The following is a 24,396-nucleotide window of genomic DNA, read 5'->3' on the forward strand; positions in this document are numbered from 1 at the left end:
ATTCCGAACGGAAAAGGGGCGCTCCCATGGGAGCGCCCTTTTTTGTTCCCGGAACCCTTCGCTCTCCAAGCGGTTTGCTCCAACCAATGGAGGGTCGAAACCATGAAGACATTTGCGATTCTTGCGGCGCTGGCGCTTGCCGGCACAACGACGGCGGCACTGGCCGAGGGGAAAAGTACCAAGATCGAGGTCGAACGCTCGGACAACGGTGAGCCGGTCATTGTCCACGAAGGCAAGGGGTCCTTCTACGGCGGAGAGTTCCAGGGCAAGAAGACCGCCACGGGCGAAAAGTTCGACAAGAACAAGCCGACCGCGGCGTCCAAGGAACTGCCGCTCGGCTCCAAGGCCACGGTCACCAACGAGGAAACCGGCAAGAGCACCGACGTCATCGTCAACGACCGCGGGCCCTATGTGCCCGGCCGGGTGATCGATCTGTCGGAGAAGGCGGCAAAGGACATCGGCCTGAGCAAGGAAGACGGGGTCGCTTCGGTTCGCGTGGAGGCAAAACCCTCGGAACAACCCACCGAAGAGGTCAAGGGGAAGGTCGAGGAAAAGGCGGAAAAGGTCGAAGCCGGTGCCTCGGGCAAAGCCGGACAGGGCGGCAGCGGGTCCGGCAAGTAGGACGTTGCCGGAGTTGACAGACAGCGCCGGGCGCCCAAAGACTGGGCGATCTGAACCGCTGGACCGATCCCGAAGGGCATCGATCCACAATCGACGGGAGGCGCTGTCATGCCGAGTTTCCACGGCAAGTTCGTCTGGTATGAGCTGATGACGGCCGACATGAAGGCAGCGGAGGATTTCTATCGGGGCGTGATCGGCTGGGGCTCCCGCGATGCCGGCGTGCCGGGCGTGTCCTACACGCTCTTCACCGCGGGTGAGTCCCCGGTGAGCGGGGTGATGATTCTGCCCGAGCAGGCGCGCGCGGCCGGCGCGCGGCCGGGCTGGATCGGCTACGTCGCGGTGGACGATGTGGACGCGTACGCCGGCAAGGTGCAAGAGGCCGGCGGCCGGGTGTATCGCGCCCCGGACGACATTCCGGGCGTCGGTCGTTTCGCGATTCTCGCCGATGCCCAGGGCGCCGTGTTCGCCCTGTTCAAGACGGCGTGCAGCGGCGAGGCTCCGCCGCCGGTCGCGGCCGGCACTCCGGGCCACGCCGGCTGGCATGAGCTGTATGCGGCGGACGGGCCGACCGCCTTCGACTTCTATGCCAAGATCTTCGGCTGGGTGAAGGCCGACGCGGTCGACATGGGGCCGATGGGCACCTATCAGCTCTTCGCCCCGGGCGGCGAGGAGGGAGGCCCGGCCTTCGGCGGCATGATGACCAAGCCGGACGCCGTGCCGGTGCCGTTCTGGAACTATTACTTCAACGTCGAGGCCATCAACGCGGCGGTGGAGCGCGTCACCTCCCGCGGCGGGCAGATCATCAACGGCCCTCACCAAGTGCCGGGTGGAAGCTGGATCGTCCAGGGGCTCGACCCGCAAGGGGCGATGTTCTCGCTCGTCGCGCCGAAGCCCTGATTGGCCGGCTGCCGGGTTCCAGGGCGCCGCCGCCCTGGAACTCCCCCTTGACGGCCCCGCGCGGGCGCGGGATTGATTGGGGTGATGCGCCCCCCCGTCCTGTTCCCCCTGTTCAAGCCGCTGTCCAGCCTGCCCGGCCTCGGCCCGAAGCTCGCCAAGCTGGCCGAGAAGCTCGCCGGCCCGTGGGCCGTGGACCTGCTGTGGCACCTGCCCAGCGGCATCATCGACCGCCGCTTCGCGCCGAAGATCGCCGAGGCGCCGGGCGGGCGTGTCTGCACGCTGACGGTGCGCGTCGATTCGCACGTTGAGCCGATCAACACGCGCCACCCCTACAAGGTGCGCTGCACTGACGAGACCGGCGTGCTGGAACTGATCTACTTCCACGCCCGCGGCGCGTGGCTGGAAAAGCAGATCCCGGTCGGCAAGACCATCGTCGTCAGCGGCCGGGTGGAGTGGTTCAACTCCACGCTCCAGATGCCGCACCCCGACGCCGTCACCACCGAGGACGCCCGCGACGAGATCGAGGCGGTGGAGCCCGTCTACCCGATGACCGCCGGCCTGCCGGCCAAGACGCTGCGCAAGGCGATCCGCTCCGTGGTGGCCGAGGTGCCGGCGCTGCCGGAGTGGCAGGATTCCGCGTGGCTGGCGCGGCGCGGTTGGCCGTCATGGCACGAGGCGATCCACCGCGCCCACCACCCTGAGGACGAGGCCGACCTCTCCCTCTCCGGGCCGATTCGCCTGCGCCTGGCCTTCGACGAGCTGCTGTCGAACCAACTGGCGCTGACGCTCGTGCGCCTGCAACAGCGCCGCCTCGTCGGCCGCGCCACCCGTGGAGATGGCCGACTGCGCGCGCTGGTATCGAAGGCGCTGCCGTTCGAGCTGACCGCCTCGCAGGTGCAGTCGCTCCAGGAGATCGACGAGGACATGGCGGCCGAGCGTCGCATGCTGCGCCTGCTCCAGGGCGATGTGGGCAGCGGCAAGACCGTCGTAGCGCTGCTGGCGATGCTGAACGCGGTGGAGGCCGGCGCCCAGGCGGCGCTGATGGCGCCCACCGAGATCCTGGCCCGCCAGCACGCCGAGACCCTGGCGCCGCTGTGCAAGGCGGCCGGGGTGGACATCGCCCTGCTGACCGGCCGCGATAAGGGCAAGCCGCGTGCGGCGGTGCTGGAGCGGCTGGCGTCGGGCGAGTTGCCGATCCTCATCGGCACCCACGCGCTGTTCCAGGAGGACGTGGCGTTCAAGGACCTCGCCGTCGCGGTGATCGACGAACAGCACCGCTTTGGTGTGCACCAGCGCCTGCAACTGTCGGCCAAGGGGCGCGGCGTGGACGTGCTGGTGATGACCGCCACGCCGATCCCGCGCACGCTGACGCTGACCGCCTACGGCGACATGGATGTCTCGCGCCTGCTGGAGAAGCCCGCTGGCCGCAAGCCGGTGCAGACCGCTACCATCGCGCTCGACCGGCTGGAGGAGGTGGTGTCCGGCATCCACCGCAAGGTGGCCGAGGGCGCGCGCGTCTACTGGGTCTGCCCGCTGGTGGAGGAATCCGAACAGCTCGACCTCGCCGCCGCGACGGAGCGGCACGCGTTCCTGCGCGCCACGTTCGGCGAACGGGTAGGGCTGGTGCACGGCAAGATGCGCGGCCCCGACAAGGACGCGGTGATGGCCGCCTTCGCGGAAGGGCGCCTCGACGTGCTGGTCGCCACCACGGTCATCGAGGTCGGCGTCAACGTCCCCGAGGCGACGGTGATGGTGATCGAACACGCCGAGCGCTTCGGCCTCGCCCAGCTTCACCAGTTGCGCGGCCGGGTCGGGCGCGGCGAGAAGCCGTCGAGTTGCCTGCTGCTGTTCGACCCGCACCTGACCGAGACCGCCCGCGCCCGTCTGAAGACGTTGCGCGACACCGAGGACGGCTTCGTCATCGCCGAAGAGGATCTGCGCCTGCGCGGTGCCGGCGAGGTGCTGGGCACCCGCCAGTCCGGCCTGCCGGAGTTCCGCATGGCCGATCTGGCCGAGCATGGCGAACTGCTGGCCGCCGCCCGCGACGACGCCCGCCTGATCGTCGACCGCGACCCGGATTTGGCGACACCACGCGGTCAGGCGCTCCGCACGCTGCTCTACCTGTTCGAGCGCGATGCGGCGGCGAAGACGCTGCGGTCCGGGTGATTCACGCGCTGATCCGCTCCGGCTCCTCGTCCACCGGTTTCACCGGCGGCGTCACGATGCCGGCGGACAGCACCATCTTCAGCCCTTCCTCGACGGTCATGTCCATCACCGTCACCTCGCGTTTCGGCACGAACACCAAGTAGCCGGCGGTCGGCGGCGCGCAGGGGATGAAGACGCTCACCAGCGTGTCCGGCGACACGCGCTGCGCCTCGGGGTGCGCGGTGCCGGTGATGAAGCCCAGCGACCACACGCCCTTGCGCGGGTACTCGACCAGCACGACCTCGCGGAACGCCTTGGACTTGTTGGCGACCACCGTCTCGACGATCTGCTTCACGGCGCCATAGACGCTGCGCACCACCGGCGTGCGCCCGACCAGCCCTTCGCCCATGCGCAGCACGAGGCGGCCGACGTAGCCGGCGGCGAAGGCGCCGATCAGCGTCAGCACGACAATCACCACCACCACGCCGAGGCCGGGGATGGAAAAGGCGAGGTAATTCTCCGGGTTGTAGGCGCTGGGGATCAGCGGGCGGATGCGGCTGTCGATCAGCTCGATGAACCAGGACGCTAGATAGACTGTGATAGCGATGGGCGCCGCCACCAGGATGCCGGCGAGGAAATAGGCGCGCAGCCGCCCCATCAACCCGATGCCTTCGCGCCGGCTGCGCGGCGTGGGCGGCGGTTGGGGGAGGGGCGTTTCGCCGTGCTGTTCGGTGCCGTCCACGCGGGTCCCCGGAAAAAATCGTGACACACCATAGTGATATAGGACGCCTTCACGGTCCAGGGGTTGCGGCGGAATGACCGAGGGGGGTGGCGGACGCGCCCATCCGCTACAACTTTCATGGCAATGAACACGAATCCGAGATTGCTGGCGGTGGCGACCGCGTTGCCGCCGCACCGCGTCACCCAGGCGGAGACGCTGGACACCGCGCGCGCCGTCTTCGCCGCGCGCATGCGCGACTTCGACCGGCTCGCGCCGGTCTTCCCCAACACCGGGATCGAAACCCGCCACACCTGCATGCCGCTGGAATGGTATCTGGAGCCGCGCGGCTGGCCCGAGCGCATGGCCGCCTTCCAGGACAAGGCGCTCGACCTGCTGGCGCAGGCGGCGGCGCAAGCGCTGGAGCGCGCACGCCTGCGCCCGGCCGACGTCGACGCCATCGTCTGCGCCTGCACGACCGGAATCTCGACGCCGAGTCTGGAGGCGCTGCTGCTGGAGCGCATGGGCTTCCGCCCCGACACGGTGCGGCTTCCGGTGTTCGGGCTGGGCTGTGCCGGCGGCGTGCTGGGGCTGGCGCGGGCGTCGATGACGGCGCGGGCGATGCCGGGCAAGGCGGTGCTGTTCCTGGTGGTGGAACTGTGCACGCTGGCCTTCCGCCCCGGCGAGGCGACGCCGACCAACGTGGTCGCCAGCGCGCTGTTCGCCGATGGTGCCGCCGCTGCCGTGCTGCGCATGGATGAGGGCGACGGCCCGCGCCTGCTGGCCAGCGCCGAGCACACATGGCCGGGCACCCGCGGCGTGATGGGCTGGCGGGTCGAGGACGACGGGCTGGGCGTCATCTTCCGCCAGGACATCCCGGACATCGTCCGCACCCGCTTCCGCGGCGTCACCGACGACTTTCTTACCCGCGCGGGGCTTGCGTTGAGCGACATCGCCGGGCTGGTCAGCCACCCCGGCGGCACCAAGGTTCTGCTCGCCATGGAGGAGGCGCTGGCCCCTCTGGGCGAAGGGCTGAGCGACGCCTGGGCGGTCCTGCGCGACTGCGGCAACATGTCGGCGGCCAGCGTCATGTTCGTGCTGGAACGGCGGCTGACGGCGGGCGCCACGGGCCTGCAACTGCTGACCGCGCTCGGCCCCGGTTTTACCGCCGCTCTGATGTTGATGGAGGTCTGAGGTGGGCTGGCCGCAGGTGATCGTCCTGCTGGTGGCCGCCCAGCGACTTGGTGAACTGGCGGTGGCGCAGCGCAACACCAAGCGCCTGCTGGCCGCCGGTGCGCGGGAGGAGGGGGCGGCGCACTACCCGCTGTTCGTCCTGCTGCACGGTGGCTGGCTGGCCGCGCTGTTCGCGCTGACCCCAGCGGACGCGCCGGTGAATCCCTGGCTGCTGGCGCTGTTCGTGCTGTTGCAGGCCGGGCGGGTGTGGGTGATCGCGTCGCTGGGGCGCTACTGGACGACGCGGGTCGTCACCTTGGCCGGAGCGCCGCTGGTGCGGCGCGGGCCGTACCGCTGGGTGCGGCACCCGAACTATCTGGTGGTGGCCGGCGAACTGGCCGTGTTGCCGCTGGCTTTCGGGGAGATCTGGCTGGCGGTGCTGGTCTCGCTGCTCAACGTGCCGCTGACGCTGTACCGCATTCGGGTCGAGGAAACCGCCCTGGCGCCGCGGGCGTCGTGATCTACCCCATCAACTCGGCGGCCAGGAACGTCAGCATCGTCACGCCGATGGCGATGGCGGCGCCGTCCACATGGTTGGGGAAGGCGTGCCAGAACGGGTCGGCGCCGTGCGGCAGCGGCTTCGGCTCCTCGCTCTCGTCCAGCCACAGGCCGGCGGGCAGGCCCCCATTGGCCTTCTCGGCGATGGCGCCGGAGAGGTGCGCCATGCCCACCGCCAGATAGCAGAGCTTTACGAAGCTCAGCACGAAGGCCGCGGCACCGCCGGCCTCGGCGATGCGGTCCCCGGCGCCGCCCATGGCGGCCACCGCCGAGGCCATGGCGATCGCCGCGGCCAAGGGGATGGCGACGACGGACAGGAGGCGCTGGGCGTCGATGCGGTCGGCGGTCGGGATGTTCATCGTCGGGCTCCGGAGAACGGGCGTCTGAAATCGTTCGTACGCCATTAGTCCAGTGTTCTGGTTAACGGCCAGTTACCAAAGTCGCAATAGCCGCGGGCCAAGGGTGGTAACTGGGCTTGAGCTGGGCTATCGTCGGTGGTGTGACCGAGCCCGCTCATCCCACGCTCGACGCCGTCGAGATCCTCCGACCGCTGGACCCCGAGGTCCGGGCGGCAACGGCGCGCCGTTGCCGCTGGCGCCACTTCGCCGCCGGTGAACAGATCCTCGACCAGCAGGGCGGTACGCAGGACGTCTGCTTCGTGGTGCACGGCCGGGTGCGGGTGGTGAATCACTCCGCCTCGGGCCGCGAGATCAGCTTCGACGACATTCCGGCCGGCGGCATGGTGGGGGAAATGGCGGCGGTGGACGGTGGCCCGCGCTCGGCTTCGGTGGTGGCGCTGGACGACGGCACGCTGATCGCCTTCCTCGCCCCCCGCCCGTTTCTGGAACTGGTCACCGGCCACCCGGAACTGGCGCAGGCGGTGATGCGCCGGCTGTCCGGCATCGCCCGGCGCAGCACCGACCGCATCATGGAACTGAGCACGCTGGGCGCCAACAACCGCGTCCACGCGGAACTGCTGCGCCTCGCCCGCCTGAACGCGCGGCCGGACAATACCGCGGTACTCGATCCGATTCCCGTCCATTCCGACATCGCCGCGCGGGTCAGCACGACGCGCGAGACGGTGGCCCGCGTGCTAGGCGACCTGACCCGCGACGGCCTGCTGGCGAAACGCGGCACCGCCCTGGTGATCCGCGACCTTGCCCAGCTGGAGCGCATGGTCGAGGACGTGCGGGGCGCGCTGTAGAATGCCGCATACCCCGGCGTTGGCCGACGTTCTGGTCATCCTGCTGGCCGCCGTGCTGGTGGTGCCGCTGTTCGAGCGGCTGAAGGCCAGCCCGGTGCTCGGCTACCTCGTCGCCGGCATGATGATCGGGCCGCACGGGCTGTCGATCATCGGCGACCCGGACGGCGCCGCCATGCTGGCCCATTTCGGCGTGGTGTTCCTGCTGTTCGCCATCGGGCTGGAGCTGTCGCTGGATCGCTTGCGGGTGATGCGCAAGTGGGTGTTCGGCCTTGGCACGCTCCAGGTCGCGGTGACCGCCGGGGTGGCGTGGCTGGGCGCCGTGGCGCTCGGCCTGTCCAGCGCCGCGGCGCTGGTGGCGGCGGGCGGACTGGCGCTGTCGTCCACCGCCATCGTCATGCAGATCCTCAAGGAGCGCGACGAGCTGACCGGCAAGCCCGGCCGCATCGCCTTCGCCGTGCTGTTGATGCAGGACCTCGCGGTGGTGCCGCTGCTGACGCTGGTTCCGCTGTTGGGCTCCTACCAGTCGGAGGTCGCCTGGGCGCTCGGGCTGGCGGCGATCAAGGCGGTGGCGGCGCTGGTCGGCATCGTCGTGGTCGGGCAAATGGTGCTGCGCCCGGTGCTGCGCATGGTCGCCGCCGCCCGCTCGCCGGAGCTGTTCACCGCCGTCACGCTGCTGATCGTGCTGGGGGTGGGCTGGCTGACCGAGATGGCTGGGCTGTCCATGGCGCTGGGCGCCTTCCTGGCCGGGCTGGTCATCGCCGAGACCGAGTACTGCCATCAGGTCGAGGCCGACATCGAGCCGTTCCGCGGCGTGCTGCTGGCGCTGTTCTTCATGACGGTCGGTATGACCGTGGACCTCGGCCTCGTCGCCGAGGCGTTTCCGGTGGTGCTCGGCCTTGCGGTGGCGCTGGTGCTGGGGAAGGCGGTGGTGCTGGGCGGGCTGGCGCGGCTGTTCGGCGTGTCGTCGGCGACGGCGGTGCAGGTCGGCCTGACGCTGAGCCAGGGCGGCGAGTTCGCCTTCGTCCTCTACGACCTCGCCCGCGGCCACGGCGTGCTGGCGCCGGCCGAGGCGAATTTGCTGCTGGCGGTGATCGCGCTGTCCATGGCCGCGACTCCGTTCCTGATGGCCGGCGGCCGCCGCCTCGCCGGGCGCCTCGCCCTGCCGCCGTCCGACGCGCTGCGCCAGATGGCCGAGGCGACGCACGAGCTGCGCGACCATGTGCTGATCGCTGGCTTCGGTCGCGTCGGCCAGACTCTGGCGCGCCTCTTGGAGGCCAACGAGGTGCCGTGGGTGGCGGTGGATCTGGAGCCCAAGCGGGTGGGCGAGGGCCGGGCGCGCGGCCTGCCGGTGTATTTCGGTGACGCCTGCCGCGCGGAAGTGCTGCGCGCGGCGGGTGCCGACCGCGCCCGCTCGGCCGTGGTGACGCTCGACCACCCCGCGCTGGCCGAGCGCGCCGTGCGGGCGCTGAGCGGCCAGAACGCGGAGTTGACCATCGTCGTGCGCGGCCACGACGGCAGCCACGGCGACGCCCTGGAACAGGCCGGCGCCACCTTCGTCGTTCCCGAAGCGGTGGAAGCCAGCCTGCAACTGGGCGGCACGGTGCTGCGCGCCCTGGGCCGCGACACGTATGAAGTGGAGCGCGTGCTGCACCGGTTCCGCGACGACGCGTACGCGAGCCTCGGCAACCTGATCCCGGCGAAGCCGCCGCCGCGCCGCCACCCGACGCCGGTGCCGATCAGTCTGGACGACCTGAACGACCCGCGGCGCTGATTCAGTCGCTGTAGGACCCGGACCCGATGATGTAGTTGCCCTCGCGGACGACGTAGGAATGCTTGTGCTCGACCTTGTTGGTCTGGCGGTTGAGCCAGACGTAGTTGATGGTCGCGTCCGGCTTTTCCTTGGTGGCGGCGATCATTTCCTTGACCAGGGGCTTGCCCTCGGCGTCCTTCATCTCGGCGGCGCTGGTGCCGGCCAGCTTCGGGTTGGCGCCGGAGGCCACGTAGTTCCCATCACCATCGAAGACGAAGACGTAGAGGTCCTTGCGGACGAAATTCCCCTTCGGGTCGTGGAAGGCCTTCACCGCCTCGTCCGGCCCTTTGGCCTTCATGTAGGCGGCGGCTTCCTGCACCAGGGCCTTGGCTTGCTCGGGCGTGGAGCGCTCGGCGGCGGAGGCCGCGAGGCTGCCGGCCAGGAGCGCGGGGACGATCAACGGAAGGGCTTTGCGGATCATGGCTGTCCTCGGATCAAAGACGGGGGTGCGACGGATCAGTCCTGGTGGACGGTTTCGAGCCACGTGCGGATCGCCCACAGGGCTTCCTGGCCCAGCGCCTCGCCGAACTTCGGCATGTAGGTGACGCCGTTGCGGATCGAGCCGTTGATGACGCGCTCCTTGAACCACTCGTCGCCGACGTCGCCCTTGTCCAGGAAGCGCAGGTCCGGGGCGATGCCGCCGGACACGGCGCCCAGGCCATGGCAGCGCGCGCAGTTCTGGTTGAACGCAGATGAGCCGATCTCGATGGCCCGCGGCATGCCGCGGTAGGGGTTGGCATCGCGCCACGTGTCGCCGAGCTTGTCCAGGCCGGTGGTGTCCACGGCCTGCGGGACCACGTCGCCGTGGGCGACGGCGACGGCCGGGGCGGCGGCGATGGACCCGAACATCAGGCCAGCCGACAGGAGCCGAAGGAGCCGAGCGTTCATCGGTGAGCATCCTCTCTAGACAAGAATACAAGGCTTGGAAATGTCGAAACCAAGCGCGGGGATCTGTTGGCCCGAAGAATAGCCAGGAGAACGCTTTCCAATAATTGGACTATGGTACAATGCCGGATTGTGGGGGCGTGCGGACGCGGCGAAGCGCCGGGCGGCTGTCGGAAGCCGCCCGCCGGGCCTTGAAAGGGCTGGGGTCAGAAGCTGGTGCGGGCCTGTTCCAGTGTCAGGCGATTGGCGAAAACGACGGCCTGGGTGCGGCTGTAGACCTTCAACTTCTGAAGGATGGCCGAGACATGCGCCTTCACCGTCGTTTCAGTGATGCTCAGCTCGAATGCGATTTCCTTGTTGAGCTTGCCGGTGCCCAGCATTTCCAGCACGCGCATCTGCTGCGGCGTCAGCGTGGCGAGGCGGCGCGCGATCTCCGCGGTTTCGCCGTCGTCGGCGGGGGCGTCGTCCTCGCCGTCGTAGGTCGGCGTGTAGACGCCGCCGTCCATCACCTGCCGCAACGCCGCGGCGATTCCGTCGCGCGGGGTGGATTTGGGGATGAAGCCGGCGGCGCCGCACTGGATCGCCTCGCGCACCAGCTTGCGATCCTCGTGCGCCGAAACCACCACCACCGGCGTTGCCGGAAAGCGGCTGCGCAGGGTAAGCAGGCCCGACAGCCCGTTCATCCCCGGCATGTTGATGTCGAGCAGAACGAGGTCCATGTCGCCCTTCTCGCTCAACAGCTTGGCCGCTTCATCCAGGCAGCCGGCCTCGAACACCTGCTCGGCCTGGCAGGTGTAACCGACCGCGCTGCGCAAAGCATCGCGGACCATCGGATGATCGTCGGCAATCAGGATCTTACTCATGGCGTGTTTTCACGCTCGTTGTTTCGAGGGCGTTTCCGAACAACATCATGACTCGCGGCGAACGGGCACGCAAGAACGGCAACGCCCCGGTCTCCTTTTTGTCCAATTTGTTAGTCGGTGTGGTTGGGAACGGGTCAGAATTTCACGGTGGCCTGGGCGTTCACATAGGTGGTGTTCTTCGCCTGGATGCCCTTCAGGGCCTCGCCGGGGAGGAATTCCGCCACGGTCAGGCGCAGGAAGAGGTTCCGCAGCGGCACCCAGCTGACGGTCAGGTTCGGCATGCGGCCGATCACCCGGCCGGGGACGAGGGCCGACGCCGCCAGTGCGTTGGTGCCGTTGGCGCCCTTCCAGTTGCCGGTGTAGACCGCGTCGCTCTCCGAGTAACGCCACAAGAACGCGTAGTAGAATTCGACGTTGAGTCCCGGCATCGGCGTGACGCGGACGCGCGGCGCGATGTCGTTGAAGTTCGTCGGCGAGAAGAAGCTGTTGGGCAGGTAGTACAGCGTGTCCGGGAACATCGGCTGGTAGGTGCTGATGGTGCCGCGGATGCGGGAGGCGCCGCCCGACGCCCCGTCGATGTGGGTGCCGACGCGCGGGCGCCAGGGCAGGTCGGTGAAGGTGTAGGCGGTGTCGGTGTTGAACCCCCAGGCATCGACGTTCAGCGGGCCATAGCTGCCGCGCTGGATCGCCGCGTCCCAGTCGTAGCTGAAGTTGCCCAGCGTGCCGTAGGCGCGCGCGCCGAAGGTGTGGCGGTGGTCGTCGGCCACCAGGAAGCCGCTGGTCGCCGACACGGTTCGCCCGGTGCGCAGCGCCGCGTCGTTGTACAGGCCGGTGCCGGTCCCGTTGTTGTTGGGGGCGGCGCGAAAGCCGTAATAGAAGGCGTCGAGCGACGGCGCCAGCGTTTGGCCGAACAGCGACGTTTTCGGCAGATCGACGCTGCCGTACACGCCCCACAGGTTCCGGTGCGGGTTGTCGTCCCCGGCGAAGTAGCCGTCCACATACTTGTACGCGTTGTAGCCGAAGGCGTCGACGCGCACGCTGCCCCAGTCCGCATAGGCGCGCACGCCGTCGAAGATCGGGTCGGGCAGGCTGGTGGCGATATTGGCGGCGACGTTGTGGCTGTTGCCGAAGAACAGTTCCTGCCGGCCGACGCGAACGCCGGTCCGGGCCGTGCCCATCGGCTGCATCACCTCGACGAAGCCGTTGATGAGTTCCAGGTTGTTGCGCTGGCTGGCCGGGATCACCGGGCCGGAGCCGTGGCCGCTCTGTTCGGCGTGCCACAGTTCGCCGTAGAAGCGCAGATGCTCGCCCAGGTGCAGGTCGGCACCGATGGCGTAGCGCTGCTTCAGCAACTCGCTGTCGTAGGGTGGCCGCACGGTGCCGAACTGGAGCGGCGCGTTGGGCCGGATCGGCACCGTCGCCGAGGGGGCTGCCCCGAAGTTCTTGTTTTCCGTGTAGTCGAAGCGCAGCCGCGCCTCGCCGTTCAGGGTGAGGTACGAGTCCCCGGCCTCGTCCAGGGGGATGAACTTGAACCTGTCGAGGAACGAGGTCGCCTTCGCGGGATCACGCAGATAGCTGTAATCCTCGTCATAGCGCGCGATGTGCAGGTTCCCGTAACCGGGGCTCTTGCCCTTGTAATAGACGGGCTGGTCCGAGCCGGATGCGGACGTGGCGCTCTGGGCGGCCGCGCCGGTGGCGGCCGCGCACAGGGCGCACAGCAGGAGAGCGGCGCCTCCGTTCATTCGCCCGGTCACTTGGCGAGGGACTTGAGGTAGGCGATGACGTTCGTGCGGTCTTCGGCGGCGGGGAGGCCGGCGAAGCTCATCTTGCTGTCGGCGATGACCGCCTTGGGGTTGGTCAGGTAGGCGTCGAGCTTGCTGTCGTCCCAGACGAAGCCGGCGGACTTCAGGCCCTCGGAATAGTTGGCAAAGCTGCCCACGCTGCCGGCCTTGCGGCCTAAGACACCGTGCAGCGACGGACCGACGCGGTTCTTGTCGGGCTCGACCGCATGGCAGGACTTGCACTGGCGGAACAGCTTCTCGCCCGCGGCGGCGTCGCCCTCAGCGCTGGCCGTCCCTGAAAACGCGACGACGGCAAGGGCGGCGAGCATCAGGACGGGAGTGGGCAGACGTAACATCGGTCGGGCCTCCTGGGCGGGCGCTTGATTGTGGAGGCGAACGATACCTTGAGCGGTGCAGTCGCCGAATTCGACTTTGGAAGGACGGACATCCGCCGGTGAACATGCGACCATCGTGGGGTTGCGGTTGCCCGATTGCCCTGCGCTATGATTATTTCGTCATAGCGCCCGCGGGCGGAGTGGCGTATAAGGACGGGGAACGGGCTTGCCCGTTATGGCATCGCCCTCGGGCGGTGCGACCAGTTTACCCGCTCTCGACGCCTCCCGTTCCCACGGGGGGCGTTCTTTTTTGGGCAGGGTGCCGGTTCCATGTGGCGTATCGACGGCCCGGTTTGGCGAAAATTAGACCATAGTCGCATGGCGTCCGTCGCGAAGCGGCTTTTGTCCGAAGGGGATGCTGGGGTACGCTCGGGAGCGGGATGCCGCCCCGAACCGACCGGATCTTGCGCCATGCCGGGCCAGTCCTCCACCGCTGACGTTCCCGACGCGCAGGCGCCAGCGCAGGCCCTGCCGCGCGCCATGTCGCTGGCCGAGGACACCCGCACGGCGGCGCGGGAACTGCACGAGCGGCTGTGGCAGCCGGGGCAGGACCTGGAACTGGTGGTGGTGTTCTGCGCACCGCTCCATGACCCCAATGAACTGGCCGACGCGCTTGCCGAGTTCTTCGGCGACACGCCGGTGATCGGCTGCACCACGGCCGGCGAGATCGCGCCGCAGGGCTATACGTCCGGCGCGCTGGTCGGCATCGGCTTTCCAAGCGCCGACTTCTCCATCGTCACCGAGCGCATCGACGAGCTGAACCGGTTCGAGGTGTCCGACAGCACGCGCATCCTGCGCTCGCTGCTGACCAAGCGCGACCGGGCGCTGGCCGCCCGGTCCGAACCGTTCGACGACAAGGGCAGCTTCGCCATGCTGCTGGTGGACGGCATGTCCATGCGCGAAGAGACGGTGGTCAGCGCGCTGCACAGCGTGCTGGTGGACATCCCGCTATTCGGAGGTTCGGCCGGCGACGACCTGCGCTTCGAGCAGACCTTCGTGCTGCACGAGGGGCGCTTCCGCGACAACGCGGGCGTGATCGCGCTGTTCACCTCGGCGCGGCGCTTCTCGGTGTTCCGCACCGAGCACTTCGTCAGCTCCGACCGCAAGATGGTGGTCACCGGCGCCGACCCGCAACTGCGCATCGTCACCGAGATCAACGCCGAGCCGGCCGGGCGCGAGTACGCGCGCATGGTCGGGCTGGAGGGCGAGCCGCTGACGCCGATGATCTTCGCCGCCCACCCCGTGGTTGTGCGCGTCGGCGGCCAGTACCACGTCCGCTCGATCCAGAAGGTCAACGAGGACGAGAGCCTGACCTTCTTCTGCGCCATCGACGAGGGCATCGTGCTGACCGTGGCCGAGGGCGTCGACCCGGTGCAGAGCTTCGAACAGCTGATGACGCGCCTGGAGGGCGATGTCGGCCCGATCGACCTCGTGCTGGGCTGCGACTGCATCCTGCGGCGCCTGGAGATGGAGCAGCGCCAGTTGAAGCGCACCATGTCCGACCTGCTGGCGCGCAACAACGTCGTCGGCTTCTGCGCCTACGGCGAACAGTACAACGGCATGCACGTGAACCAGACCTTCACCGGCGTGGCGATAGGTGGGCGATGAGCACAGAGCTTGACGAGCGCGCGCGCTTGGCCGAGCTGGAGCATGAGAACCAGAAGCTCAAGCGCATCAACAAGGTGCTGATGGACCGCGTCGAGCGGTCGATGGACTTTCAGGGCGGCGCCTTCTCGCTGTTCCAGACCGCCATCGTGCTGGAGCACAAGGTGCGCGAACGCACCCTGGAGCTGGAACGGGCACTGCGCGAGCTGGAGGATTCGCACCGCGAGCTTGCCCGCGCCGGGGAATTGGCCGAGACCATGCGGACCCGGCTGTCGGAAGCCATCGAGTCCGTCAACGAGGGCTTCGCGCTGTTCGACGGCGACGACCGGCTGGTGCTGTGCAATCGCAAGTACCTGTCCTTCTGGCCGGCGGTGGCCGAGAACATCCGGCCCGGCATGCGCTTTTCCGAGATCGCGGAACTGGTGGCGTCCACCCACGCCGCCGGTGAGCCGTGCCAACCGGCCGACGTCTGGCTGGCGCAACGCCTGGGCCAGCACCGCAACCTGGGCGGTCCGCACATCCACCGGCTGGCCGACGGGCGCTGGATTCAGGTGAACGAACGGCGCATCCACGACGGCGGCGTGGTCGGCGTCTACACGGATATCACCGACATCAAGGAGCACGAGACCCGCCGTCGCGAGAGCGAGCTGGCCGAGAAGTCGGCGCTGTTGCAGGCCACGCTCGACAACATCGCGCAAGGTGTCGCGGTGTACGACCGCGACGAAAAGCTGGTGGCGTGGAACGACCGCTTCGTCGAGTTGCTGCGCCTGCCGGCGCGCGTGGTGCGCAAGGACGCCGGCTTCGCCGACTTCGTGCTGTTCAACGCGGCGCTGGCGGATCGCGGGCTGTCCATCGGCACGCTGATGCGCAGCTCGTGCGTGGTCGAGCAGGCGTGGCTGGACGACAGCGTGCTGGAGATCAACCGCAACCCGATGCCGGACGGCGGCTTCGTGATGACGTTCACCGACATCACCGAGCGCAAGCGGGCGGAGGAGGCTCTGCGCGACGGCGAACAGCGCATCCGCCTGATCACCGACGCGGTGCCGGCGCTGATCGCCTATGTGGATTCCGAGCAGCGCTACCGCTTCGTCAACCGCGCCTACGAGGACTGGTTCAACCGTCCGCGCAGCGAGATCGACAACCAGCCCATGCGCACGGTGCTGAGCCCGGCGGAGTACGAGATCCGGCGTCCGCACGTGCTGCGCGCCCTGGCCGGCGAGGGCGTCAGCTTCGAGATGGAACAGGCGGCAGCGGATGGCTCGGTGCGCTACGCGCTGGCCACCTACCTCCCGCATTTCGGCGAGCGGCGCGAGGTGCTGGGCTTCTTCGCTCTGATCCACGACATTACCGAGCGGCGCCTGGTGGCGCAGGCGCTGGAAGACGCCAAGGAAAGCCTGGAGCGCCGCGTGATCGAACGCACCGCGGAACTCACCGCGGCCGAGGCCGCCGCCCGCCTCGCCAAGGCCGAGGCCGAGCAAGCCAACTTGTCCAAGACCAAGTTCCTTGCCGCCGCCAGCCACGATCTGCTGCAACCGCTGAACGCCGCGCGGCTGTTCGTCTCGGCGCTCGACGATCTGGAGCAGCCGGACGCCAACCGCACCATGGTCGAGAACATCGACGTGGCTCTGGCGTCGGTAGAGGATCTGCTGGCGGCGCTCCTGGACATCTCCAAGCTGGATGCCGGTGCGGTGACGCCGGAACTGGCGGATTTCCCGATCAAGGGGCTGCTGGGCTCGCTCGCCACCGAATACGCACCGGTGGCGCGCGAACGCGGGCTGGACTTGAAGGTTCTGGTGTCCGGCGGTGTGGTGCGCTCCGACATCCGGCTGCTGCGGCGGATCGTGCAGAACTTCCTGTCCAACGCCTTGCGCTACACGGCGCGCGGGCGGGTGCTGGTCGGCTGCCGGCGTTCGGCCGAGGGATTGCGCATCGAGGTGTGGGACACCGGCCCCGGCGTGCCGCACGACAAGCTGGACGAGATCTTCCAGGAATTCCGCCGCCTCGACACGCCCTGCGCCGCCGAGCGCCACCGCGGGATCGGGTTGGGCCTCGCCATCGTGGACCGCGTCGCCCGCATGCTGGGGCACCCGATCAGCGTGCGCTCGGTGCCCGGCCGCGGTTCGGTCTTCGCGGTGACGGTGCCCTACGGCATCCGCGCGCGCGCCGCGCGCAGCCCGGAGGTGGCGGTGCGGCCGGTCAACAACCGGCTGTCGGGGGCGTCGGTGCTGGTGCTCGACAACGAGCCGGCGGTGCTGGCCGGCATGCGGGCGTTGCTGACGGGGTGGTCCTGTGCGGTGACCACCGCCACCTCCGGCGACGACGCGCTGCGGCACCTGAGCGGCCTGGCCAAACCCCCGGATCTGCTGATCGCGGACTATCACCTGGACGACGGCGCGCTGGGTGTGACCGAGGTGGAGCGGCTGCGCACCGCCTGCGGGTACCGGCTGCCGGCGATCATCATCACCGCCAACCGCACCGCCGAACTGGCGGCCGAGGCCCAGGCCCAGGGGTGCATGGTGCTGAACAAGCCCGTGCGCCCGGCGCAGCTGCGGGCGCTGATGACGGGGCTGATCGGGCAGTAGCGGAAAAAGCCCCTCTCCCTTGACGGGAGAGGGGTTGGGGAGAGGGTGGCGCCGGCACCGCCGGCCGGAAACTTTTCTCCGCCCTGCCGGGCGTAAGTCCCCCTCTCCCCGCCCCCTCCCCCGCAAGGGGGGAGGGGCTTCTTATGGAGCCACAGACTGCTCTACCCCGCCGCCCCCGCCCGGCTGCCCATTCCCCGCGACGGGGAATAGCCGCGGATCGCCGCGGCCAGAAACAATGCCGTCGCCCCCAGCACCACCGCCAGCGCCTCGCCGGACACTTGGCCGTACAGCGCGAAGCGCACCAGTTCCACCCCGTGCGTGAACGGGTTGAGGCGGCACAGCAGGTACAGCAACTCGCCGGCCTCCTGCATGCGGTACAGCGGGTAGAGCGCCGAGGACAGGAAGAACAGCGGGAACACCACGAAATTCATCACGCCCGCGAAGTTCTCCAACTGCCTGATGGTGGAAGCCAGCACCATGCCCAGCGCCCCCAGCATAAGCCCGTTCAGCACCAGGGCCGGCAGCACGGTCAGCGGCGCCCAGGCCGGCAACTCGATCCCGTAGAGCCAGACGATCGCCAGGAACGCGGTGACCTGGAGGATCGACACCACCACACCGGCCAGCAGGCGGGCGAACAGCAGGAAGCCGCGCGGCAGCGGGCTGGTCAGCAGCACGCGCATGCTGCCCATCTCGCGGTCGTAGACCATGGAGAGCGAGCCTTGCATGCCGTTGAACAGCTGCACCATGCCGATCAGCCCCGGCACGATGTAGACCTCGTACGGAATGTAGGTCTGGTAGGGTGCGACGATGGCAATGCCCAACGCCGCGCGGAACCCGGCGGCGAAGACGAACAGCCAGATCAGCGGCCGGACCAGGGCGCCGAGAAAGCGCTCGCGCTGGTGCACGAAGCGCAGCACCTCGCGCACGACGATGCCCATGAGCGCCGTCCACCAGATCATGCCGCAGCCCCTCCGGTAAGACGATCGAAGCTTTCCGTCACGCTGGCCGCGCCGAGATCCCGGTTCACGGCGGCCACCGCGCCCGACGCCCGCACCATGCCGCGGTGGAGCACCACGACGTGGTCGGTCTCGGCGTCGATCTCCTCGATGAGGTGGGTGGCCCAGAGAACGGCGATGCCGTCCTGAGCGCACAGCGCGTGCACATGCTCGATCAGGCGGCGCCGCGTCGGCAAATCGAGGCCGACGGTCGGTTCGTCCAGCAGCAGCAGGGCCGGGCGGTGCAGCAGGGCGCGGGCGATCTCCGCCCGGCGGCGATGGCCGCCGTTCAGGCGGCGCACCTTTTCATGGCGGCGCTCGAACAGGTCGAGGCGGGTCAGTTCGGCTTCGATGCGGCGGTCGGCCTCGGCGCGGGGGATGCCGTGCAACGCCGCGAAATAGCGCAGGTTCTGCGCCACCGTCAGGTCGAGATCGAGCGTCGGCTGCTGGAACACCACCCCCATGCGCGCCAGCGCCGGTCCCGGCGCGTCGGTCAGATCGTGGCCGTGCACGCGAATCCGCCCGGCCTGCGGGCGCAGCAGCCCGGTGGCGAGCGCGAACAGCGTGGACTTGCCCGCTCCGTTGGGGCCGAGCAGGGCGGTGAACTGCCCCGCCTCCACGGTGAACGAAACGCCGTCCAGCGCTTGGGTGGACGGGCCATAGGCGTAACCGATGCCGTCGATAGCGAGGGCAGGGGTGCTCATGCCGTGCTTACTCCTTCACCGCCACGCCCCAGGGGTAGCGGCCGACCTTGATGCTCTTGATCACGGACAGCTTCTCCACGTCGACGACCGATACGTCGCCGCTGACGCCGTTGGTGGTGAACAGCGTCTTCTGGTCGGCGTTCAGCGCCAGATGCCAGACGCGGCGGCCGACCAGCAGATATTGCTTCACGTCATAGGTTCGCGCGTCGATCACCGCCACATGGTTGGACGGGCCGAGCGCCACGAAGGCGTATCGCCCGTCGTCGGTCAGGCGCAGGCCGACGGGCTGGATGCGATCCTGGGCGATGCCCTTGATCTTGAAGCCGATGGTCTTCTTCACCTGCCGGGTCGCCACATCGATCACCGCCACCGTGCCGCCGATCTCCGACGTGACCCACAGCAGAGAGCCGTCGCGGCTGAAGCGCGCATAGCGCGGCCGGGCGCCGACCAGCGTGTTGTCCACCAATTGGCGGGTTTGCAGGTCGATCCAGTGCACCATGCTGGTGGTTTCCGAGGTGTTGACCGCCCAGCGCCCATCCGGGCTGATGTCCATCCCCTCCGGCTCGACACCCACGTCCACCTGGAAGGCGACGGTGCGCGACGGCACGTCTACGGCGGTGACGACGTTGGAATCCTCGTTGGCGATCAGCAGCGTCTTGCCATCCGGCGACAGCGCGAACTGCTCCGGATCCTGGCCGGAGGGCAGGTCATGCACGACGGCCTTCGTCGCCAGATCCACCACCTGCACCGCGTGGTCGTCACTGGCGCAGACGTAGAGCTGCGTGCGGTCGGCGGACAGCATCACCCCGCGCGGCCGGCGGCCGACCTTGATGGTGTCGGTGACCTCCAGCGTCGTGCCGTCGATGACCGACACGGTGTTGTCCTTCTCGTTGGTCACATAGATGGTCGCAGCATCCGCACCATGGGTGAAACCGAACAGAAGCAGGGCGGGCAGCAGGCGCGACGGTCGCATGGAAACTCCTGATCAGTGCGGCTTGCAGCCGGTCTCGGGCTCGTCGTAGCCCAGCGTGTCCAACTCGGTCTTCGGGTGCAGGAAGCCGTCCTGCGGCGACACCGACACCAGCGAGCGGTCGGCGGCCAGCAGAACCGGCTGGCGAAGCTGCCCGTCCCACGGCCGGACGCCGAGCGGCACGCCCTTGAAGGCCGACATGGTGAAGGCGGGGCTGCGGATGTGCGCGGCCAGCGTGTCGGCGTCCGTGGAGCGCTGGTGCGTCGCCGCCTCGCCCACCATGCGGACGGCGGTCCACGCGTCGAAGTCGCGGGCGGTCATCGTCCGGCCGGCCAGCGCCTTGAAGCGGTTCTGCAATTGCGCCGCCCCCCACTGCTCGTGCGTGCGGTGCCAGGAGGTCGGCACCAGCCCTTGCGTACCGGCGACCGGGCGCGGGTCCCAGGTGCGGTAGGGCAGGTACTCGCCGAACTCGCCGATCTCGTCGGCCACCACCAGCACGTCGTAAGCGGGGCCTTGCGTGAACACCGGAACCTCGGCCTCGGCGGTGCGGTTGACGTCGCTCTCGGCGGTCCAGCGCTTCTCCTCGACGATGCGGGCGCCGAAGCGCTTGGCGGCGCGGCGGATGGAGGCGGCGTACAGTGCGTCGGCCGGCTGCCGGCCGACCACCAGCAGCCACTTGGTCCAGCGCTTCTTGACGAGGAACTGCGCCAGCGCGTCGGCCAGCATGGCGCGGCTCGGCGTCACGTGCAGCAGGTTGCGGGCGCACGCCTCGGCGCGCAGCGCATCGTCGGGCGCACCGGCGTTCAGCAACAGCACGCCCGCGGCCTGCGCCGGCCCGGTCAGCCGGGCCACCGCGTCGCCGGGCAAGTTCAGCACGACGAAGCGGTCGCCCTTGGCCGCCAACTCACCGAACGCCGCCGCCACGTCGCCGTCCACGGGCACCGTCACGGCGTCCAGCTCGAAGCGCTGCTTGAGGAAGCGGCCGGTGGTCGCGTTGTCGGCCATGGCGAGCCTGGCCCCCATCAGCCCCTCGTCCGGCACCGGATCGTCGGGGGAGGACAGCGAGGGCGGCGGCTCGACCAATTGCGTCAGATAGCCGATGCGCAGCACCGACTCATCGGCACGCGCCGGCGCTCCGGCCAGGAGCAGGGCGAGCGTCAGCAGGGAAAGGGCGGGAAAGCGCATGACGGCAGTGTAACGGCGCCAGCGCGGGCCGGGCATTGTACCAAAGTCCAATTATTGGCGGCGCGGAGCGGTGGCACTCTCACGGACATGCGTGATCCGAACCGCCGCCGCTTCCTCACCGTTCTCGGTGCCGCCGCGCTCACCGCCGGGACGGCGCACGCCCGTCCGTTGGACGAGGTGATTGAGCGCAACCGCCTGCGCGTCGCCGTCTACCGCGACTTCCACCCCTTCTCCTACCGCGAGGGCGGGGTGCTGAAGGGCATCGACGTGGAACTGACCCAGGCCATCGCCCAGCGGCTGAACGTCAAGCCCGACCTGTACGAACACACCGCGGGCGAGGCGGTGTCCGACGATCTGCGCGTCGCCGTCTGGCGCGGCAGCCTGTTCGGCGGCGAGATCGCGGACATCATGATGCACATCCCTTACAACAAGGAATTCGGCCTGCAGAACCCCGAGGCCGTGCTGTTCGCGCCATACCAGCGGGAACTGTTCGCCCTGGTCCGCAACACCGAGCGCGTGCCCTCCGCCTCGCTGACCGAACTGCCGGAGGAGCCCATCGGGGTGGAGATCGACAGCATCCCGGACTTCTACCTGCTGGGCGCCGGCGGTGGCCGGCTGCGCCGGCACGTCGTGCATTTCCCGTCGCCCAAGGACGCGGTCGAGGCATTGAAGCGTGGCGAGGTGGCCGCCGTGCTGGCTCCGCGCAGCCACATCGAAGGCGCGCTGGGCGGGGTGGACGCTGGCCTACCCATCAACAATGTGCGGCTGCCGGGGATGATGGCATCGAGCTGGGACATCGGCATGGCGACGCGCGAGAACGCCCGCGACCTCACCTACGCCGTGGGCGACGCGGTGACGGCGATGCTGGAGGACGGGACGATGGCGGCGATCTTCCGCCGGTATGGCGTGACGCACACGCCGATTCCGGTGGAGTGACCAAGACGCTGGATTGCGCCCTCCTACTATTTGCCAATTGCTGGGATGGTGGTGCTGCTTAGACTGCGCGGGCATCCAAACAAAAGAACATCTCTCCGCAAGATTACAGCGCGAATCGGGGGGTCCTTTGCAAAAGTCCTTCATGGGAGGTACCGCAGTATGAAGCGTTTGATTTTCACCATGGCTCTGACGACCGGTCTGGCCGTCGGCGTCGCGGCGTCCGGCGCGTTCGCCGCCGGGGTCACCACCGACGACATCCTGAAGGACGCGTCCACGACCGGCGACGTGCTCAGCTACGGCCTCGGCACGCAGGGCCAACGCTTCAGCCCGCTAACCAAGCTGTCGTCGGAAAACATCGGCAAGCTGGTCCCGGTCTGGTCCTTCTCCTTCGGTGGCGAGAAGCAGCGCGGGCAGGAGACGCAGCCGCTGGTCCATGACGGCGTCATGTACATCACCGGCTCCTACTCGCGCCTGTACGCGGTGGACGCGCGCACCGGGCAGAAGAAGTGGCAGTACGACCACCGCCTGCCGGACGGCATCATGCCCTGCTGCGACGTGGTCAACCGCGGTGCGGCGATCTACGGCAACAAGATCTACTTCAGCACGCTGGACGCGCGCCTCGTGGCGCTCGACAAGGACACCGGCAAGGTGGTGTGGAACAAGAAGCTGGCCGACTATCAGGCCGGCTATTCCAACACCGCGGCGCCGCTGATCGTCGACGGCAAGGTCATCACCGGCAACTCGGGCGGCGAGTTCGGCATCATCGGCATGGTCGAGGCGCGCGACGCCGAGACCGGCGAGCTGATCTGGCAGCGCCCGACGGTCGAGGGCAACGTGGGCACCTTGAACGGCAAGGAATCCACCATGACCGGCAAGCTGAACGCCAGCTGGCCGGGCGACCTGTACAAGACCGGCGGCGGCGCCACGTGGCTGGGCGGCACCTACGATCCGGAGACCAAGACGGTGTTCTTCGGCACCGGCAACCCGGCGCCGTGGAACTCGCACCTGCGGCCGGGCGACAACCTCTACACGTCGTCGACGCTGGCGATCAATCCGGACAACGGCGAGATCAAGTGGCACTACCAGACCACGCCGCACGACGGCTGGGACTTTGACGGCGTCAACGAGTTCGTCTCGTTCGACCTCAACAAGGATGGCAAGACCGTCAAGGCCGGCGCCAAGGCCGACCGCAACGGCTTCTTCTACGTCATCGACCGCACCAACGGTAAGCTGATCAACGCCTCGCCGTTCGTCAGCAAGATCACCTGGGCCAAGGAAATCGACGTGAAGACCGGCCGCCCGGTCTACATCGACGACAACCGTCCCGGTGCGCCGGAAGCGGCCGAGAAGGGCAAGTCGGTGTTTGCGGCTCCCGCCTTCCTGGGCGCCAAGAACTGGATGCCGATGGCCTACAGCCCGAAGACCGAGATGTTCTACGTCCCGGCCAACGAGTGGGGCATGGACATCTGGAACGAGCCGATCGCCTACAAGAAGGGCGCGGCTTATCTGGGGGCCGGCTTCACCATCAAGCCGCTGTACAACGACTACATCGGCGCGCTGCGGGCGATCGATCCGAAGACCGGCAAGATCGTCTGGGAGTACAAGAACCCGGCGCCGCTGTGGGGTGGCGTGCTCACCACCGCCGGCAACCTCGTCTTCACCGGCACGCCCGAGGGCTTCCTGAAAGCCTTCGACGCCAAGTCCGGCAAGGAAGTGTGGAAGTTCCAGACCGGCTCCGGCGTGGTCGGCTGCCCGATCACCTGGGAGATGGACGGCGAGCAGTACGTCGCCGTGGCCTCGGGTTGGGGCGGTGCGGTCCCGTTGTGGGGCGGCGACGTGGCCAAGCTGGTCAAGGACATCAACCAGGGCGGTTCGATGTGGGTGTTCAAGCTGCCGAAGGCTTGATCGAACCTCGGACCAAGAAGGGCGGACAAAGAAGGGCGAGCCGGAGCGATCCGGCCCGCTTTTTTTGTTGGTGGCGCTGGTGCACGCCCTCAATAGAGGCCGTCAAGGGATGGTCCGCCAGGATCGCCGGCCGGGCCTGGATTGAAGGGACCGCTGGGGCCAACGGCACCGATTGGAACGGCGCTTGGACCTTCAGGCGCAGTGCCGGGGTCGGAGAGCGCCTGGACATCGGGCGTTGTTGCCGCGGTCTCGCGCGGTTCACAGATGTTGCGTCCGGCGTGTGTGGCTGCTTGGAAGAAGTTGCAATCCGCCCCGGTAATCACATCCAGGACATGCTCGCTGACAGACTTGCCCGACATGCCGATTGAAACGACGTTGGCGGCCATTCCAGCGGCACAACCGCAGAGCAAAAGAACGGAAATGGACAGACCAGCCCATACGCGCAAGCTTCCGAATGCGCTTCG

The 24,396-nt window shown here is 68.5% G+C and carries 23 protein-coding genes; 11 read left to right on the plus strand and 12 right to left on the minus strand.

Features of this window, described 5'->3' with window-relative positions; genetic code table 11:
* The first annotated feature begins 42 nt into the window (after positions 1-42).
* From ACSVDD_RS00550 to recG, 3 genes are all read left to right on the plus strand, one after another.
* Positions 43-621: a septal ring lytic transglycosylase RlpA family protein gene (locus ACSVDD_RS00550; RefSeq protein ID WP_448187333.1), complete on the plus strand. Its 579-nt coding sequence runs from the start codon at positions 43-45 to the stop codon at positions 619-621.
* 108 nt (positions 622-729) lie between these two features.
* On the plus strand, positions 730-1,518 hold the full coding sequence (locus ACSVDD_RS00555) for a VOC family protein (RefSeq protein WP_448187334.1): 789 nt from the start codon (positions 730-732) through the stop codon (positions 1,516-1,518).
* Positions 1,519-1,602: 84 nt separating this feature from the next.
* Positions 1,603-3,684, plus strand: a complete 2,082-nt coding sequence (gene recG / locus ACSVDD_RS00560; RefSeq protein ID WP_448187335.1) for an ATP-dependent DNA helicase RecG — start codon at positions 1,603-1,605, stop codon at positions 3,682-3,684.
* Between the two features lies 1 nt (position 3,685).
* On the opposite strand, the gene ACSVDD_RS00565 is transcribed toward recG, so the two are convergent.
* A complete protein-coding gene (locus ACSVDD_RS00565) occupies positions 3,686-4,405 on the minus strand; it encodes a DUF502 domain-containing protein (RefSeq protein WP_448187336.1) in 720 nt (239 codons plus the stop codon).
* 117 nt (positions 4,406-4,522) lie between these two features.
* On the opposite strand from ACSVDD_RS00565, the gene ACSVDD_RS00570 reads away from it, so the two are divergent.
* Together ACSVDD_RS00570 and ACSVDD_RS00575 are read left to right on the plus strand one after the other, a co-directional pair.
* Positions 4,523-5,575, plus strand: a complete 1,053-nt coding sequence (locus tag ACSVDD_RS00570) for a type III polyketide synthase (RefSeq protein WP_448187337.1) — start codon at positions 4,523-4,525, stop codon at positions 5,573-5,575.
* Position 5,576: 1 nt separating this feature from the next.
* On the plus strand, positions 5,577-6,074 hold the full coding sequence (locus tag ACSVDD_RS00575; RefSeq protein ID WP_448187338.1) for an isoprenylcysteine carboxyl methyltransferase family protein: 498 nt from the start codon (positions 5,577-5,579) through the stop codon (positions 6,072-6,074).
* Position 6,075: 1 nt separating this feature from the next.
* Here the strand turns inward: ACSVDD_RS00575 and ACSVDD_RS00580 are convergent, their stop codons facing one another.
* Positions 6,076-6,471 carry a hypothetical protein gene (locus tag ACSVDD_RS00580; RefSeq protein WP_448187339.1) on the minus strand — a complete coding sequence of 132 codons (396 nt, stop codon included), beginning with the start codon at positions 6,469-6,471 and terminating at the stop codon, positions 6,076-6,078.
* Between the two features lie 116 nt (positions 6,472-6,587).
* On the opposite strand from ACSVDD_RS00580, the gene ACSVDD_RS00585 reads away from it, so the two are divergent.
* Together ACSVDD_RS00585 and ACSVDD_RS00590 are read left to right on the plus strand one after the other, a co-directional pair.
* Complete coding sequence (locus tag ACSVDD_RS00585) at positions 6,588-7,316, plus strand: Crp/Fnr family transcriptional regulator (protein WP_448187340.1); 729 nt, start codon at positions 6,588-6,590, stop codon at positions 7,314-7,316.
* A gap of 1 nt (position 7,317) precedes the next feature.
* On the plus strand, positions 7,318-9,087 hold the full coding sequence (locus ACSVDD_RS00590; protein ID WP_448187341.1) for a monovalent cation:proton antiporter-2 (CPA2) family protein: 1,770 nt from the start codon (positions 7,318-7,320) through the stop codon (positions 9,085-9,087).
* Position 9,088: 1 nt separating this feature from the next.
* Here the strand turns inward: ACSVDD_RS00590 and ACSVDD_RS00595 are convergent, their stop codons facing one another.
* From ACSVDD_RS00595 to ACSVDD_RS00615, 5 genes are all read right to left on the minus strand, one after another.
* Complete coding sequence (locus ACSVDD_RS00595; RefSeq protein ID WP_448187342.1) at positions 9,089-9,547, minus strand: cache domain-containing protein; 459 nt, start codon at positions 9,545-9,547, stop codon at positions 9,089-9,091.
* A gap of 35 nt (positions 9,548-9,582) precedes the next feature.
* Positions 9,583-10,014, minus strand: a complete 432-nt coding sequence (gene pedF / locus ACSVDD_RS00600; protein WP_448187343.1) for a cytochrome c-550 PedF — start codon at positions 10,012-10,014, stop codon at positions 9,583-9,585.
* 203 nt (positions 10,015-10,217) lie between these two features.
* Positions 10,218-10,874, minus strand: a complete 657-nt coding sequence (locus tag ACSVDD_RS00605; protein ID WP_448187344.1) for a response regulator transcription factor — start codon at positions 10,872-10,874, stop codon at positions 10,218-10,220.
* A gap of 134 nt (positions 10,875-11,008) precedes the next feature.
* A complete protein-coding gene (locus ACSVDD_RS00610) occupies positions 11,009-12,616 on the minus strand; it encodes an alginate export family protein (RefSeq protein WP_448187345.1) in 1,608 nt (535 codons plus the stop codon).
* Between the two features lie 8 nt (positions 12,617-12,624).
* Positions 12,625-13,011: a c-type cytochrome gene (locus ACSVDD_RS00615; RefSeq protein ID WP_448187346.1), complete on the minus strand. Its 387-nt coding sequence runs from the start codon at positions 13,009-13,011 to the stop codon at positions 12,625-12,627.
* A 450-nt stretch (positions 13,012-13,461) separates the two neighbouring features.
* On the opposite strand from ACSVDD_RS00615, the gene nosP reads away from it, so the two are divergent.
* Together nosP and ACSVDD_RS00625 are read left to right on the plus strand one after the other, a co-directional pair.
* Complete coding sequence (gene nosP / locus ACSVDD_RS00620; protein ID WP_448187347.1) at positions 13,462-14,658, plus strand: nitric oxide-sensing protein NosP; 1,197 nt, start codon at positions 13,462-13,464, stop codon at positions 14,656-14,658.
* Entirely contained in the window at positions 14,655-17,237 is a 2,583-nt protein-coding gene (locus ACSVDD_RS00625) for a NahK/ErcS family hybrid sensor histidine kinase/response regulator (protein WP_448187348.1), read from the plus strand. The genes nosP and ACSVDD_RS00625 overlap by 4 nt, the downstream gene beginning before the upstream one ends.
* 161 nt (positions 17,238-17,398) lie before the next feature.
* On the opposite strand, the gene pedC is transcribed toward ACSVDD_RS00625, so the two are convergent.
* The 4 genes from pedC to pedA1 are packed head-to-tail and all read right to left on the minus strand — an operon-like array spanning position 17,399 to position 21,091.
* Positions 17,399-18,196, minus strand: coding sequence for a lanthanide ABC transporter permease protein PedC (pedC, locus tag ACSVDD_RS00630; RefSeq protein WP_448187349.1), 798 nt, complete (start codon positions 18,194-18,196; stop codon positions 17,399-17,401).
* Complete coding sequence (gene pedB / locus ACSVDD_RS00635; RefSeq protein ID WP_448187350.1) at positions 18,193-18,936, minus strand: lanthanide ABC transporter ATP-binding protein PedB/LutE; 744 nt, start codon at positions 18,934-18,936, stop codon at positions 18,193-18,195. Before pedB ends, pedC begins: the two co-directional genes overlap by 4 nt.
* Before the next feature lie 7 nt (positions 18,937-18,943).
* Positions 18,944-19,909: a PQQ-dependent catabolism-associated beta-propeller protein gene (locus tag ACSVDD_RS00640; protein WP_448187351.1), complete on the minus strand. Its 966-nt coding sequence runs from the start codon at positions 19,907-19,909 to the stop codon at positions 18,944-18,946.
* Positions 19,910-19,921: 12 nt separating this feature from the next.
* Positions 19,922-21,091, minus strand: a complete 1,170-nt coding sequence (gene pedA1, locus ACSVDD_RS00645) for a lanthanide ABC transporter ABC transporter substrate-binding protein PedA1 (protein ID WP_448187352.1) — start codon at positions 21,089-21,091, stop codon at positions 19,922-19,924.
* Positions 21,092-21,178: 87 nt separating this feature from the next.
* Between pedA1 and ACSVDD_RS00650 the strand changes: the two genes are divergently transcribed.
* Positions 21,179-22,027, plus strand: a complete 849-nt coding sequence (locus ACSVDD_RS00650) for a substrate-binding periplasmic protein (RefSeq protein ID WP_448187353.1) — start codon at positions 21,179-21,181, stop codon at positions 22,025-22,027.
* Positions 22,028-22,186: 159 nt separating this feature from the next.
* Complete coding sequence (locus ACSVDD_RS00655) at positions 22,187-23,932, plus strand: PQQ-dependent methanol/ethanol family dehydrogenase (protein WP_448187354.1); 1,746 nt, start codon at positions 22,187-22,189, stop codon at positions 23,930-23,932.
* Between the two features lie 89 nt (positions 23,933-24,021).
* Here the strand turns inward: ACSVDD_RS00655 and ACSVDD_RS00660 are convergent, their stop codons facing one another.
* Positions 24,022-24,318: a hypothetical protein gene (locus tag ACSVDD_RS00660; RefSeq protein WP_448187355.1), complete on the minus strand. Its 297-nt coding sequence runs from the start codon at positions 24,316-24,318 to the stop codon at positions 24,022-24,024.
* Positions 24,319-24,396: the final 78 nt, after the last annotated feature.

It is taken from the genome of Azospirillum terrae (assembly GCF_053470425.1).

What these genes read in the sequence shown, in the direction of transcription:
- ACSVDD_RS00595 (WP_448187342.1), bottom strand. Translation starts at nt 9,547, where the DNA reads ATGATCCGCAAAGCCCTTCCGTTGATCGTCCCCGCGCTCCTGGCCGGC.
- nosP (WP_448187347.1), top strand. Translation starts at nt 13,462, where the DNA reads ATGCCGGGCCAGTCCTCCACCGCTGACGTTCCCGACGCGCAGGCGCCA.
- ACSVDD_RS00640 (WP_448187351.1), bottom strand. Translation starts at nt 19,909, where the DNA reads ATGCGACCGTCGCGCCTGCTGCCCGCCCTGCTTCTGTTCGGTTTCACC.
- ACSVDD_RS00555 (WP_448187334.1), top strand. Translation starts at nt 730, where the DNA reads ATGCCGAGTTTCCACGGCAAGTTCGTCTGGTATGAGCTGATGACGGCC.
- ACSVDD_RS00615 (WP_448187346.1), bottom strand. Translation starts at nt 13,011, where the DNA reads ATGTTACGTCTGCCCACTCCCGTCCTGATGCTCGCCGCCCTTGCCGTC.
- ACSVDD_RS00605 (WP_448187344.1), bottom strand. Translation starts at nt 10,874, where the DNA reads ATGAGTAAGATCCTGATTGCCGACGATCATCCGATGGTCCGCGATGCT.
- ACSVDD_RS00570 (WP_448187337.1), top strand. Translation starts at nt 4,523, where the DNA reads ATGGCAATGAACACGAATCCGAGATTGCTGGCGGTGGCGACCGCGTTG.
- ACSVDD_RS00590 (WP_448187341.1), top strand. Translation starts at nt 7,318, where the DNA reads ATGCCGCATACCCCGGCGTTGGCCGACGTTCTGGTCATCCTGCTGGCC.
- pedF (WP_448187343.1), bottom strand. Translation starts at nt 10,014, where the DNA reads ATGAACGCTCGGCTCCTTCGGCTCCTGTCGGCTGGCCTGATGTTCGGG.
- ACSVDD_RS00580 (WP_448187339.1), bottom strand. Translation starts at nt 6,471, where the DNA reads ATGAACATCCCGACCGCCGACCGCATCGACGCCCAGCGCCTCCTGTCC.
- ACSVDD_RS00610 (WP_448187345.1), bottom strand. Translation starts at nt 12,616, where the DNA reads ATGAACGGAGGCGCCGCTCTCCTGCTGTGCGCCCTGTGCGCGGCCGCC.
- ACSVDD_RS00625 (WP_448187348.1), top strand. Translation starts at nt 14,655, where the DNA reads ATGAGCACAGAGCTTGACGAGCGCGCGCGCTTGGCCGAGCTGGAGCAT.
- pedA1 (WP_448187352.1), bottom strand. Translation starts at nt 21,091, where the DNA reads ATGCGCTTTCCCGCCCTTTCCCTGCTGACGCTCGCCCTGCTCCTGGCC.
- pedB (WP_448187350.1), bottom strand. Translation starts at nt 18,936, where the DNA reads ATGAGCACCCCTGCCCTCGCTATCGACGGCATCGGTTACGCCTATGGC.
- pedC (WP_448187349.1), bottom strand. Translation starts at nt 18,196, where the DNA reads ATGATCTGGTGGACGGCGCTCATGGGCATCGTCGTGCGCGAGGTGCTG.
- ACSVDD_RS00655 (WP_448187354.1), top strand. Translation starts at nt 22,187, where the DNA reads ATGAAGCGTTTGATTTTCACCATGGCTCTGACGACCGGTCTGGCCGTC.
- ACSVDD_RS00650 (WP_448187353.1), top strand. Translation starts at nt 21,179, where the DNA reads ATGCGTGATCCGAACCGCCGCCGCTTCCTCACCGTTCTCGGTGCCGCC.
- recG (WP_448187335.1), top strand. Translation starts at nt 1,603, where the DNA reads ATGCGCCCCCCCGTCCTGTTCCCCCTGTTCAAGCCGCTGTCCAGCCTG.
- ACSVDD_RS00660 (WP_448187355.1), bottom strand. Translation starts at nt 24,318, where the DNA reads ATGGCCGCCAACGTCGTTTCAATCGGCATGTCGGGCAAGTCTGTCAGC.